Source organism: Nocardia sp. PLKS1-43 (assembly GCF_059510335.1).
In genome coordinates this window covers 130,376-142,996 of the sequence record NZ_JCAJZQ010000003.1, presented here as the reverse complement: position 1 = coordinate 142,996, position 12,621 = coordinate 130,376, and the positions used below count along the sequence as shown (strand labels likewise).

Below are 12,621 nucleotides of genomic sequence, written 5' to 3'. Positions count from 1 at the left end.
ATCGATTTCTCCGGATGGAATTCAGTTCGTGAGGACCTGGAGCGCGGATTTTTCCAAACGGTCGGCGATTTCGGCGTAGGAGGCGTAACCGACGCCCGCACGGACCAGGGCGCCCGCGTAGAGCAATTCCAGGGTTTCCACGATATCGAGATCGGCGTCCGGGCCCAGGGCCTCGAGCAGGCGTTTGCGAATTTCCGTGCCGATTCGGGTGCGCAGGTGTGAGACATCCGGATCGGTGCCGAGCAAAGCGCTGGTTACCGCTCCCGCGAGGGCGGGTTCATCGGCCACGAGCATGGCGATCTGGCGCAGTACCGCGACGACGCGCCGGATCGGGTCGGTGAGGTCGGCGATGGGCGGCTGGGTTGCGGCCAGCCGGCGCCAGAACACCTCCGCGACCAGATGCTCCTTGGAGGAGAAGTAGGTGTAGGCGGTGGCCGTGCCGACGCCCGCGGTGGCCGCGACCATTCGCACGGTCAGACCGGCGAAACCCTCGCGAGAGAGCACCTCCAGTGCGGCCCTGGTCAGCCGGTCGACGGTGTCGGCCTGTTTCTCGGTGAGGCGGCGGCGGGTAGCCTCCATATTCACCGCGGGCGGCTCTGCGGAAAGGGGATCGGACACGTGTCCGGATGCTACTATGGTGCCGCTTCGAGGGCAACTCGCACCGCCGCGGCTATCTGCGCGCGGGCTTGCCGACAGAAAGGTTCTCCGCTGATGACTCGTGCCGATCCGGTGATTTCCACGGCCACGACGCAATTGTTCGACATTGCCGAGCAAACAACCGGCTTCATGCCGCCCGAGGAAGGGCGAGCGCTGTACGAGGCCGCGCGCCGATACGCCGGTGACGGAATCATCGCCGAAATCGGCACCTATTGCGGGAAATCATCGATATATCTCGGCGCGGCCGCGCGGGAAACCGGGGCGACCGTTTACACCATCGATCACCATCAGGGTTCGGAGGAACATCAGCCGGGCTGGGAGTACCACGACAGCTCGCTGGTCGATCCGGAAACCGGGAAATTCGATACCGTCACCGAATTCCGCCGCGCGATCGTGCGCGCCGGACTCACCGATACCGTCGTGGGCGTGCTGGGCTCCTCGGCCACGGTCGCGAAGATGTGGCGCACGCCGATCCGGCTGCTGTTCATCGACGGCGGGCACACCGAGGAGGCCGCCCAGCGCGATTACGACAACTGGGCGCTCTGGGTCGCCGCGGGCGGCGCGCTGGCCATCCACGACGTGTTCCCGGATCCGGCCGACGGCGGCCGCGCGCCGTACAACATCTATCGAAAGGCGTTGGACGGCGGGAAGTTCCGCGAGGTGTCGGCCACCGGGTCGCTGCGCGTCCTGGAGCGCGACACCGGTTGCGGCGGCCGCAACCAAGAGGCGTGGTCCGCGCCGTAGCTCGGCGCGGACTTCTGGCTCGGCCCTGGTTCGGCGGCGCGAACCGGAGCGCCCGGGGTGCGAATCGCCGGCCGGGCAGCGTGAACTCGTTGCTCAGCGGCGCGAACCCACGCAGTCGCAGGCGAATCCGTCGGTGATGTCGATCGGCACGGCGAGTTCGCGGAAGATCCCGTTACCGGGTGTGGTGCGGGACAGCGCGTCGGCGGCCAGGATCATCGCCGCCCCGGTCCAGGTGGTGCGTTCCTCGGGCCAGCGTTTGCCGTCCGCGAAAACCAGTCCGGTCCAATAGGATCCGTCCTCCTCGCGCAGGTGCTGCATGGCCGCGAGCAGTCGCAGCGCGCGATCGCGATGGCCGAGCCGGTCCAAAGTCAGCACCAGCTCGCAGGTCTCCGCACCGGTCACCCAGGGTCGGTCGGCGACGCAGCGGATGCCCAGATCGCCGACCACGAAATCGTCCCAGCGGGAGTCGATTCGGGCCATCGCGTCCGCACCGTCGTACGCACCGCACAGGACCGGGTAGTACCAGTCCATCGAATAGCGGTCCTTCTCGCCGAACGCCTCGGGATGATGCCGGATGGCATGGCCCAGCCGCAGCGCCGCGACCTCCCATTCGGGCTGAGGGATTCCCAGCAGTCCGGCCAGAGCCAGTGCGCAGCGAATGCTGTGGAACATGCTCGCGCAGCCGGTCAGCAGTGCCTCGGGAACCGGGCCGTTCGGGCCGCTCAACCAGTAGATCTCGCCGTTGCGCCCCTGCTGCAGCGAGACGACGTAATCGATGGCCGCGCACACCGTCGGCCACATCCGGGCGCCGAATTCGCGATCCCCGGTGCTGCACACGTAATGCCAGACCCCAGTGGCGATATAGGCGCAGAAATTGGTGTCGGCGTCCTCGATCGCCACGGCTCCGGCGCGAAACTCGCTGGGCCAGCTGCCATCCGGACGCTGGGTACGCATCGACCAGGCGTACGCGGCGCGGGCCGCGTCCAGCAGTCCCGCCGACGTGAGCGCCATGGCGTTCTCGAGATGATCCCACGGATCGGTGTGCCCGCCGCTGAACCACGGCAGCGCGCCATCGGGTTCCTGTTGTGCGGCAATGGATTGCGCGGTACGGCGAATCTGGGCAGCGGTCAGCACCCCGGCGACCGCCGGCAGCTCAGAATCCGCCACGCCGCACCGCCGGCTTGGTGAAGTACAGCGCCACGCTCTTACCGATCAGCGGATCCAGCGCGGACTCCGCGGTCCGGGTCAGCCACGGTCGTTTCATCATGTCCCACACCAGCATTCGGTGATAGGAGGTGACCGCCCAATGCTTGTCGTTGGATACGCCCGCCAGGCACTTGAGCCACCAGTACGGCGAGTGCAGCGCGTGCGCGTGGGCGCTGTGGATGAATCGCATACCGAGACCGGCGATCTTGCGCCGCAATTCGTCGGCGCGATAGATCCGCACGTGCCCGCCCTCGTTGGCGTGGTATTCGTCCGAGAACAGCCAGCAGATCCGCTCGGGCAGCCAGCGTGGCACCGTCACCACCAGCGCACCCCCGGGCGCGAGCACCCGCACCAGCTCGGCGATGGCCCGATCGTCGGCCGGGATGTGCTCGAGGATCTCCGAGGCGATGACCACGTCGAATTCGCCGTCCTCGTACGGCAGCGCCAGCGCATCGCCCTGCACCGCCTCCGCACGCGCGTGCTCGGGCGCCTCGCCCGCCTCGGCCATCGCCCCGAACATCACCTTGACCTGGGCCAGATCATCGGCGTTCTGATCGAAGGCGACGATATCCGCGCCCCGGCGGTACGCCTCGAAGGAATGCCGCCCCAGACCCGCGCCCACATCGATGACGCGAGTGCCCGGTCCGACGCCCAGCCGGTCGAAATCGACGGTCAACATCTACTTGCTCTCCTCGTCCGTGCGGTACCTCGAGATGGCCTGCTCGTACACCGAAACAGTCTGTGCGGCAACGGCTTCCCAGCTGTACACCGACAGCGCCCGGCGTCGCCCGGCCGCGCCGAGATCGTCGAGCCGGCGGCGCGAATCCAGCAGACCGCCGATGACCCTGGCCAACTCGTCCACGTTGCCCGGTTCGACCAGTTCGGCGCAATCGCCGACCACCTCGGGCAGTGCCCCGGCCCGGCTGGCGACCAATGGTGTGCCACTGGCCATCGCCTCCACCGCGGGTAGCGAAAAACCCTCGTACATCGAAGGGATGCAGGAGATCTGGGCGGAGCTGAGCAGTTCGGCCAGATCGGTGTCGGACAGGCCGCTGCTGACCGTGACGACGTCGGCCAGGCCCAGTTCGGCGATCAATTTCTCGGTGGGCCCGTCGGGGTCCAGCTTGGCGACGAGCTGCAATTCCACGTCGTGCGCCACGCGCAGCCGCGAAACCGCCTGCAGCAGATGGGATATGCCCTTGAGCGGTTTGTCGGCGCTGGCGACCGCGACGATGCGGCCCGGGACGCGTCCCGCACGGGGCCGGAACAGCTCGGTGTCCACACCGAGCGGCACCACCCGCAGTTGCCCGGGCGCGACGCCGAAATCGTCGGCGATATCGGTGGCCGAGGAGGAGGAGACGGTGATCAGATCCGGAATCTGCCGGGCCACGCGCTGTTGCATGCCGAGGAAGCCGTACCAGCGCTGCACGAACAGCTTGCGCCGCCACGGCGCGGCGGCCAGATCCACCGCTCGGTCCCGGGTGATCGGATGGTGGATGGTGGCGACCACCGGCAGCTGCCGGGCGATGTCCAGCAGCCCCGAGCCCAGGCACTGGTTGTCGTGCACCACGTCGAAATCCGCTGCGCGCGAGCGCAACAGCTGTGCCGCGCGGAGGCTGAAGGTGCGCGGTTCCGGGAAGCCCGCGGTCCACATGGTGCCCAGTTCGAGCAGATCGATCCGATCCCGGATCTCGCTCGGCCGCGGCGTGCGGAACGGATCCTCGTCGCGGTACAGATCCAGGCTCGGCACCTCGGTCAGCCGCACCCGCGGATCGAGCAGTTCGGGATAGGGCTGGCCGGAGAACACCTCCACCTCGTGGCCGAGTTCGGCCAGTCCCGAACTCAGGTACCGCACGTACACCCCCTGTCCCCCACAGTGGGTCTTGCTGCGGTAGGACAGCAGGGCGATACGCACGCTAAGGTCTCACTCTCGGCGAAAGGACGGGGACGGTCAGGCCGGTAGGCCCAATGGCGCCAGTTTGGCAGAAAGCCGGTCGAGGTAGGCCAGCACATCGGCCTCGGGCTTGTCCGGCAGGCCGAACAGCACGTCGGTGACCCCGGCCTCGGCCCATGCGGTCAGCTGCGCCGGATCGGGTTTGCCCGCCAGGGCGACCACGCGCGGGGTGCCGGTGCGCTCGGCCTCCTGCCACACCTTGCGCAGCAGTTGCAGCCGCTCGAGCAGCAGGTCCTGCTCGTACGGGGTGGTGATCCAGCCATCGGCCGACCGGGCGATCCAGCGGAACCCCTTCTCGGTGCCCGCGGTGCCGATCAGCACGTCGATCTTGTCCTGCGTCGGCTTGGGCCAGGCCCAGCTGGGACCGAATTTCACGAATTCGCCCTCGTAGGAGGCTTCCTCCTGGGTCCACAACGCGCGCATCGCCTCGATGTACTCGCGCAACGCGGTGCGCCGCTTGGCGCCCGGAATCCCATGGTCGGCGAGTTCGTCTGTGTTCCAACCGAATCCGGCGCCCAGGCTGACCCGGCCGCCGGAGAGGTGATCGAGCGTGGCGATGGTCTTGGCCAGGGTGATCGGATCGTGTTCGGTGGGAAGCGCCACCGCCGTGGACAATTCGATCCGCGAGGTCACCGCGGCGGCCGTACCCAGGGCCACCCACGGGTCGAGCGTGCGGGTGTACCGGTCGTCGGGCAGGCTGGCATCGCCCGTGGTCGGGTGTGCCGCTTCACGTTTCACCGGGATGTGGGTGTGCTCGGGAACGAAGAACGACGCGAACCCGCGATCCTCCGCGCCCTTCGCGGCCGCGGCCGGGCTGATGTTGCGATCGCTGGTGAACAGGACGATGCCGAAACGCATGGGCCCGTACTCCTTTCAGTCTCGAATAGGGGCCGCGGCGGCCTTGCCCGCGCGACGTCCGTAGAAGCTGCCGTCACCGAGGGAGGTGCCGCTGGCGTACCCGCCGGTGCACACGCCGGAGGTGCACCGGCCCGCTGCGAACAGCCCCGGAATCGGATCCCCGGACACGTGCAGCACGCGCGAATCCAGATCGGTCTTCAACCCGCCGAGGGTGAATCCGCCGGTGTGCTCGCGCAGATCGAAACCGGCCAGCGGCGTGCCGATCGGTTTGACCCACTCGGATTTCTTGCCCAGCAACGGATCCGAACCCTCGGCCGCGTGCTTGTTGTAGACCTCGACGGTGGTCTGCAGCGCGCCCTCGGGCAGGCCCATATCGGATTCGAGTTCGGCCACGGTCTCCGCGGCCCACTTGGGCGGCTGCCGGAAGAACGTCACCGAACTCTCGGTCGCCAGCGCGGCCTCGAGCGCCTGCTCGTCCATGATCAGGTAGGCCTTGTTGTCCTGCTGGTTCAGGGTGGCCTGGCCGACCCGGCCGCAGTAGGTGTCCTCGGTGATGTAGCGCTGGCCGCGGGCGTTGACCATGATCCCCCGGGCCACCATCTGCGGATCGACGAAGAACGCCACCTCGGCCGCGTCCATGTGCGCGACCTGCGCGCCCAAGGCCTGCGCGACCCGGATGCCGATGCCGTCGTGCTCCTCGATCGAGGCGGCCGGGCGATTGAGCAGCCGCGGCACGTAGGCCTCGATCATCTCCTGGTTGTAGGCGAAACTGCCGGTCGCGAGCACGACGCCGCGGCGGGCGCGCACATTGACCAGGTTGCCGTACCGCTTGGCGACCACGCCGACGACGCGGTCGTCCTCGTCCACGATCAGGCGCTGGATGCGGATGTCGTATTCCGCACGCACACCGAGACTTTCGGCGGTGTCGATCAGCGGCTTCATCAGCATGTAGCCGCCGCCCTGCTCACCGATCCGCTTGTTCTGCATCTGCGGAAGGTGCCCGCGCGGCGCGGGGGTCGCGATGTCCTTGAACGGCGCGGAATTCTCCCCGCCGGAGTACATCAGGCCCTCGTCGTGCGCGGGCTCCCAGCCGGGCTCGCCCCAGAACTCCTCCTTGAACGGAACACCTTGGGCGACAAGCCAATCGAAGTGCTCGACACTGCCCTGGCAGTAGTCGTGGATCTTCGCGGCGTCCACGCCGGGGCCCAGGGCCGCGGTCATGAACTTCTCCATGTTCTCGGGCGTGTCCTCGAAGCCCAGCGCCTTCTGCAGTGCGGTGCCGCCGCCGAGGTAGATGAATCCGCCCGACATCGATGCCGCGCCGCCCCAGCCTCCGGTGCGCTCGAGTACCAGCACGTCGGCGCCGGCCCGCTTGGCCTCGATGGCCGCGCACGCGCCCGCGACGCCGTATCCGGCGATCACCACGTCGGCCTCGAAATCCCATTCGGTGATCGCGTTCGCGCGCTGCGGTCGTACGGTGGTGGTTTCGGACATTGCTGCGGTTCCTGTCTGGTTCGATCGCCGGTTGTCGGGGTCTTCATCCTGCTGCGCGGGTACCGGAGACTCCGGTCACAGGCTCATTCGGTGGGATTCTCCGCGGCGCGGGCGGCCTTGCGCTCGTGGCGCGCCACCACCTTGCCCACCACGCTGTCCAAACTGGTTCCCGCAGGCCAGCCTACGTAATGGCAGAGAAACAGCGCGATCTCGCGCAGTTGTGCCGGGGTGAGTTCGCCGTTGCCCAGGGCCGAGCCGATCTGGATCTCCGCGACGTCGAACATGCCCTGCGCGGTGAGCGCGCCGATCAGCAGCAGCCGGCGATCCCGGATGCTCAGTTCGGGCCGGGACCAGATATCGGCGAACAGGTGGTCCGCGGTGACGGCGAAGTGGTCGCCGGGGCCGTCGGCGAAGTCCCAGCCGTACACCTCGGACATCTTCGCCAGCCCGCGTGCGCGGCGTTCGGCGGCGGTCTCCTCGCTCATGACTGCTCCTGTGATCCGCGGGACACCCGCATCCGGTGGCGAGGACGACTAGCTGCGCGATTGTCGCTCATCCTCGCTCCTGAGCGATATCGCCGGGACCCACGCCCAGGCCGGCGCCCAGGCCCCGCAGAGCCAGCCGGGCGAACGGTAGCGGGACTTCGAGCCGATCGCCGACCGCGAGGGCCAGGGCCAGATCCTTCTCGCCCAGCTCCCGCACGTGCGTCAGGATCGAATGCCAGAAATCGTCCTCGGCCACCGGTGCGGTGGTGTCGCGCAACATGATCGCCCCCGCGCCGCCGGTGATGGCGTCGGAATGCCGGACCACCTTGCCCAGATCGGTGATGTCCAGTCCGGCGGCCTCGGCCAGGCGCTGCGCCTCCGCCGCGGCGGTGAACGAGACGAAGTGCAAGAGGTTGCGCGCCAACTTCATTCGCGTGCCCGCGCCGACCTCGCCGGCGTGCACGACCAGTCCGGCGAAGCGGCCGAAGGGTTCGGAGACCTTCTCGTAGGCGGCCTCCGTGCCGCCCACCATGATCGCGAGATTGCCCTCCTTGGCTCCGCCCGCGCCGCCGCTGATCGGGGCGTCCACGAATTGCACTCCGCGCGAAGCGCATTCCTCGGCCAGCTGGACGGCGGTCTCGTCGCTGATGGTGGAGTGCACGGCGACCACGGTGCCGGGCCGGGCGGTGCTCAGGATGCCGTCGGGCCCGGAGACCACCGAGCGCACCTGCTCGTCGTCGACGACCACGATCGAGATGACCGCGGCCTGTTCGGCGACCTCGGCGGCCGTGGCCGCGGCCTTCGCGCCGCGCGCCACGAACTTCTCCAGCGCCTCGGGCCGCATATCGCAAACCACCAGTCCGCCGGGCCAATCCAGCAGGCGCTTGGCCATCGGCGCGCCGATGTTGCCCAGGCCGATGAACCCGACGGGGGTGTCGTTCTCGCTCATGACCGGATGATCTGTCCGCCGTCGACGTTGAGGATGTGGCCGGTCACCCAGCTCGCCTCGTCCGACAGCAGGTACAGGCACGCGCCGACCAGGTCCTCCGGAGTTCCCATGCGTTTCAGGGGAAGCCGGTTCACCATGTCCTTGACCATATTGCCCGGGGTCACGGTCTTGGTGGCCTCGGTGTCGATCGGTCCGGGCGCGATGGCGTTGATCCGGATCTTGGAGCCGCCCAGTTCGGTGGCCAGCTGCTGGGTCAGGCCGTTGACCCCGACCTTGGCCAGCCCGTAGAACCCGGAGTACAGCCACGCGGCGGTGGAGGACTGGTTCACGATCGAGCCGCCCCCGCCCTTGGACATCGGCTGCCACACCGCCCTGGTCATGTTCAGCGCGCCGTCGAAGTTCACGCTCATGAACTTCTTGTAGTAGTCCCACGGGACGGTCAGCAGCAGGTCCAGCTTCATATCGCCGTAGATCGCGGCGTTGTTGACCAGGTGATCGATGCCGCCGAATTCGGCGACGGTGAATTCGGCCAGTTCGGTGGTCGACTCGGGGTCGGAGACGTCGACGCGGTGGAACGCGGCGGTCCCGCCGTCGGCGACGATCTGCTTGGCGACCTCCTCGCCCTTGTCCGCGTTCAGATCGGCGACGACGACCTTCGCGCCCTCGGCGGCCAGCGCCTTGGCGTAGACGGCGCCGATACCCTGCGCTGCGCCGGTGACGATCGCGGATCGTCCGGTGAAACGGGCCATGGTGAAAACTCCTCTGCGGCAGATTGTTCGGCTTGTTCGGCGGTCGCGATCAGTGGTGCTCGGCGGACATTCCTCGAATCCGGCGCGTCGAGCTCACGGGCCCACGGGCGCCTGTCCGCGCACGTCGCCCCCTCGCCGGTGCCGTGCGACGTCGGACGCACACCCGCGTCGTTCGCTCGCTCACCGGTAGCTCCCATGCTGTCTGGACACGTGTACGGACTATATGGTCGAAGTCGCTGCCAGCGCAAGAACCTGTTGCAGTTTGGTTCGGTGGGCGTGCGGGTCGGGGCTTATGTCCGGGGTGTCCCGGGTGGTGAACAAGGCCGGGGGCGGGATCGGGGGAGTGATGGATTCCAGCGTTGGGATAGCCGGTGAAGTAAGGTCTTCCAGAGTGCGATGATCCAGAAGAGAGTCGAGGAGGGGGCGCGATGGGGGACGCGGACGTGGGGGTGTCAACAGCGAAGAGCTTGTATCAACAGGCGGTCGCGGGGACGTTCACGATGGAGGAGGGGGTCGCGAGGAAGTGCGCCGAGGCGTATCAGCGGCTGGTCACGAACACGCTCGACCCGCAATTGGAGGCGGCCAAGGTTCTCCATGATCTCGACGGGTTCGGTACTTTCGCTTCAGCTCAACAGCTCAAATCTGGGTTCGAGCGTAAAGCTGCCGCACTGGTCACAGCGTTGGAAAGTGCGAAGGAAGCAGCTCTCGAAATGGCTGCTGCGCATCTTCTGGCTGCAAAACGGATTCAGGAAGCAGACGAGATGCATAAGCAGGCGATCAAGGTTGCGACCGAGGGAGTTGGCAAGTGAGGGTATCTGCTTGGGTGTGTATCTGCGCGGCGGTCCTTTCGGCGACGGTTGGCTGTACGTCGAGTAATAGTGATGGTTCGAGCGCGGATACCAGCGGTGCGAAGTCGGCATCATCAACTGCTGAAACCACGGCAGTGCGACCTACGCTAACGAATCCGAAGATCCAGCCGCCGTCCCAGGACAATAACCAGTACTCGAACGGGCTCCCCAAGGTGGTTTTCGATCCGTGCACCTGGATTAGTGATCAGGCCATTCAAAAAGCTGGTTTCGACCCGTCGTCGCGCCACAGGGTAACAGATTTCGTTGCGGAGCAAACCTTCCTGACATGTGGATTCAAAGGCGCCAAAAAAGGGCTGAGGCTGATCTCTGGAAATGTCCCCTGGGATCAGGACCTGCAGAAGGTTGCGGGTAGAAATCAGCCGACCACAGTAAACGGTCGACAGGCTATGTGGGTTAGCGACCCGCAATTCCCGGAGACTTGCGAGATCGACCTCAGGACCAAGGCCGGTTTCGTTCAGGTGCTCACTGACCTCAATTTGCCGGGAGAGGTGAAGGAGACGCCTGCCTGCGATGGCATGCTGAATACTGCAACGCTTATCGAGGCGGAGATCGGGAAGGATAACTGAGTATGACCAATCAGGGGGGCGGCTCGCCGAATTCCTTGCTGACCCAGCTTTTCGGAGTAGATCCCAAAGCAGCCTCTGCGATAGCTGATGCAAATACAGCCAGGGCTGGGGCGCAGAGCTTGCAGAGCCAACTGTCGTACAGCGATACCGATAATCCTTACGTCAACGACCTCGAGAACTGGGCCGGCAAATCTCATCAAGATATCTATTCCGGCGCTCAGTCGTTGATGCCCGGCATGTTGCAGACTCACGCGACGCACTGGAACGACATCGCGACCAACCTCGGTGGTGGCCTGTTCGGTTCGAATCTCGCCGTTCAGAACGCGCTGGCGACGGGCGCGAAGGGGCAGATCGCCAACGCCGCGACCGAATCCGCGCAAAAGTTCTTCCAGCAGCTCACGCAGGTGCAAGAGGTGATAATCGCCGTCGGTGCGCGGATTCGGTCGGTCGCGGACGGAGCCGAGGCCGTGAAACTTTCGGTGCCACCTCCCAGTACGGCATCGACCGCTCCCGGAACCGCTGCGACACCAGGAAATCCCCTGGTGTCGCAGCTGCTCGGAGTGACCGCTCCGAGCGCCGCCATGGCCGCGGGCCGCACCGAGGACGAACTTCACCAGACCGCCATCGCGGCGATGAAGAACAACTACGACCCGGTATTCGCCCCGGCAGGCACCGGTGTCCCGACATTCGTATCGGTCGACAAGCCGGGCGCAGGTACCAATCCGAACACCGCGAACACCGGCCCGTCGAGTACCAGCCCGGGTAACGCCACCAACGACAGCACCAAGGACAACTCCCGGAATCCGGACAACGCGCAGCAGAAGGATCCGACGAGTACGGATCCGTCCTCGCAGCAGCAGGCCTCGAACGCGGCGAACCAGGGAACGTCGAATTCGAGTACCACACCGCAGTCGGTGGATCCGTCCAGCGCGAACTCCGCGACCTCGACCGCCGGATACAACGGGGGCATGGGTTCCGGTGGCGGTGGCGGACTCGGCGGCCTGGGCAGCGGCACCGACAGCCTGGGTTCCGGCGGTGCGGGGCGTAGCGTTCCGGGCACCGGAAACGCCACCGCCGCAGCGGCTTCGGCGAACAACGCCGCCAAGACGGCGAGCGGTTCCGGGTTGTCGAGTATGCCGGGGATGGGTGGTGCCGGGGCACGCAAGTCGGAAGATGAAGAGCGCGAACACAAGACGCCGGACTATCTGATCATGGATCGCGAGGAAGAACTGATCGGCCGGCTCGACCCCGCGTCGGGTGGTGCGCTCGGCGCGAATTTCCCTGCGGCGCAGACGCAGCGGGACAGCGGTGAGGGCAATTATCGGTGAAATGGGAGTTCAGCCCCGACGAGTTCATGCATCTGTGGCGGGAGACCGACAGGGATCGGTATCCCTTTCCGCTGCGCCTGATCTCGTCGGTGCAATGGCAGAGCGCAGCGGCGAAAGCCGCCGAGGAACTGCGGGCGAGGTTTCCCGCCGGGGGTGATCCCGACCTGTCGGCCGTACTTCGCGTCGCGGCGGATCCCGAGGTGTCGGCGGCACTGCTGGGCAAACGCCGCCATCGACTGCGGGTATACGGGGCGATCGACGGCGGCATCGGCGTCACCCTCTTCCAGCGGCCAGGACAGACCGATGAGTTCGGCGGCAATGTCGTCATCGAAATGGGTTCTCCGGCAGTCGTTTCCAATGTGTTCGCCGCAGTTGTCGGCTCGGTTCCGGCCGGTACCGGACCAGCGCTGGTCGAGTCGATCGATCGGATCGAGGTGAGCCTGGAATCCTGGACCGGCACGCAGGAGAACACCGCCCAGCGAATGCGCAACCTACTCACGGTCCGCCGCGCCGGCTGGGGCCACATCGAGGTCCGCGCCGCCCTCCGCGACCCCCACCCTTTCCCGCCGCAGTACCTGAGCTGGGTCGATGTGGACGGTGATGGCTGCTACGCGTTCCGCGAGCAGTACAACGACTTTCACGTCGAACCGTGCTCGCGCCAGATGGTTGCCCGCGAGGTCGCCCGAATGGCATCGAGCTGGCGCGACTGACGCCACGCTCCAGCGGCCCTGCTTCCGCGAAAGCCGGTGATTGTCAGCCACT

General features: G+C 66.7%; 14 protein-coding genes. 5 read left to right on the top strand and 9 right to left on the bottom strand.

The features are described from left to right. Window positions 1-21: 21 nt before the first annotated feature. Entirely contained in the window at window positions 22-585 is a 564-nt protein-coding gene (locus AC5WS7_RS12535) for a TetR/AcrR family transcriptional regulator (protein ID WP_495955159.1), read from the bottom strand. Window positions 586-711: 126 nt separating this feature from the next. On the opposite strand from AC5WS7_RS12535, the gene AC5WS7_RS12530 reads away from it, so the two are divergent. After that, entirely contained in the window at window positions 712-1,401 is a 690-nt protein-coding gene (locus AC5WS7_RS12530) for a class I SAM-dependent methyltransferase (RefSeq protein WP_495954629.1), read from the top strand. A 93-nt stretch (window positions 1,402-1,494) separates the two neighbouring features. On the opposite strand, the gene AC5WS7_RS12525 is transcribed toward AC5WS7_RS12530, so the two are convergent. The 8 genes from AC5WS7_RS12525 to AC5WS7_RS12490 form a co-directional block, all read right to left on the bottom strand. Then, a complete protein-coding gene (locus AC5WS7_RS12525; RefSeq protein ID WP_495954628.1) occupies window positions 1,495-2,568 on the bottom strand; it encodes a prenyltransferase/squalene oxidase repeat-containing protein in 1,074 nt (357 codons plus the stop codon). Then, entirely contained in the window at window positions 2,555-3,286 is a 732-nt protein-coding gene (locus AC5WS7_RS12520) for a class I SAM-dependent methyltransferase (RefSeq protein ID WP_495954627.1), read from the bottom strand. The genes AC5WS7_RS12525 and AC5WS7_RS12520 overlap by 14 nt, the downstream gene beginning before the upstream one ends. Then, entirely contained in the window at window positions 3,287-4,522 is a 1,236-nt protein-coding gene (locus AC5WS7_RS12515) for a glycosyltransferase family 4 protein (RefSeq protein WP_495954626.1), read from the bottom strand. A 36-nt stretch (window positions 4,523-4,558) separates the two neighbouring features. After that, complete coding sequence (locus AC5WS7_RS12510) at window positions 4,559-5,419, bottom strand: LLM class F420-dependent oxidoreductase (RefSeq protein WP_495954625.1); 861 nt, start codon at window positions 5,417-5,419, stop codon at window positions 4,559-4,561. Between the two features lie 15 nt (window positions 5,420-5,434). Beyond that, complete coding sequence (locus AC5WS7_RS12505) at window positions 5,435-6,913, bottom strand: FAD-dependent oxidoreductase (RefSeq protein ID WP_495954624.1); 1,479 nt, start codon at window positions 6,911-6,913, stop codon at window positions 5,435-5,437. A gap of 83 nt (window positions 6,914-6,996) precedes the next feature. Then, window positions 6,997-7,398, bottom strand: a complete 402-nt coding sequence (locus tag AC5WS7_RS12500) for a carboxymuconolactone decarboxylase family protein (protein WP_495954623.1) — start codon at window positions 7,396-7,398, stop codon at window positions 6,997-6,999. Window positions 7,399-7,465: 67 nt separating this feature from the next. Further along, entirely contained in the window at window positions 7,466-8,347 is an 882-nt protein-coding gene (locus AC5WS7_RS12495) for an NAD(P)-dependent oxidoreductase (RefSeq protein ID WP_495954622.1), read from the bottom strand. Next, a complete protein-coding gene (locus AC5WS7_RS12490; protein WP_495954621.1) occupies window positions 8,344-9,096 on the bottom strand; it encodes an SDR family oxidoreductase in 753 nt (250 codons plus the stop codon). The genes AC5WS7_RS12495 and AC5WS7_RS12490 overlap by 4 nt, the downstream gene beginning before the upstream one ends. A gap of 428 nt (window positions 9,097-9,524) precedes the next feature. Here AC5WS7_RS12490 and AC5WS7_RS12485 point away from each other — a divergent pair, with 428 nt between their 5' ends. From AC5WS7_RS12485 to AC5WS7_RS12470, 4 genes are all read left to right on the top strand, one after another. Beyond that, window positions 9,525-9,905, top strand: a complete 381-nt coding sequence (locus tag AC5WS7_RS12485) for a hypothetical protein (RefSeq protein ID WP_495954620.1) — start codon at window positions 9,525-9,527, stop codon at window positions 9,903-9,905. Next, a complete protein-coding gene (locus AC5WS7_RS12480; protein WP_495954619.1) occupies window positions 9,902-10,531 on the top strand; it encodes a DUF3558 domain-containing protein in 630 nt (209 codons plus the stop codon). Before AC5WS7_RS12485 ends, AC5WS7_RS12480 begins: the two co-directional genes overlap by 4 nt. A 119-nt stretch (window positions 10,532-10,650) precedes the next feature. After that, window positions 10,651-11,859, top strand: coding sequence for a hypothetical protein (locus AC5WS7_RS12475; protein ID WP_495954618.1), 1,209 nt, complete (start codon window positions 10,651-10,653; stop codon window positions 11,857-11,859). Beyond that, a complete protein-coding gene (locus tag AC5WS7_RS12470; RefSeq protein WP_495954617.1) occupies window positions 11,856-12,569 on the top strand; it encodes an ESX secretion-associated protein EspG in 714 nt (237 codons plus the stop codon). Before AC5WS7_RS12475 ends, AC5WS7_RS12470 begins: the two co-directional genes overlap by 4 nt. The last annotated feature ends 52 nt before the right edge of the window (window positions 12,570-12,621 follow it).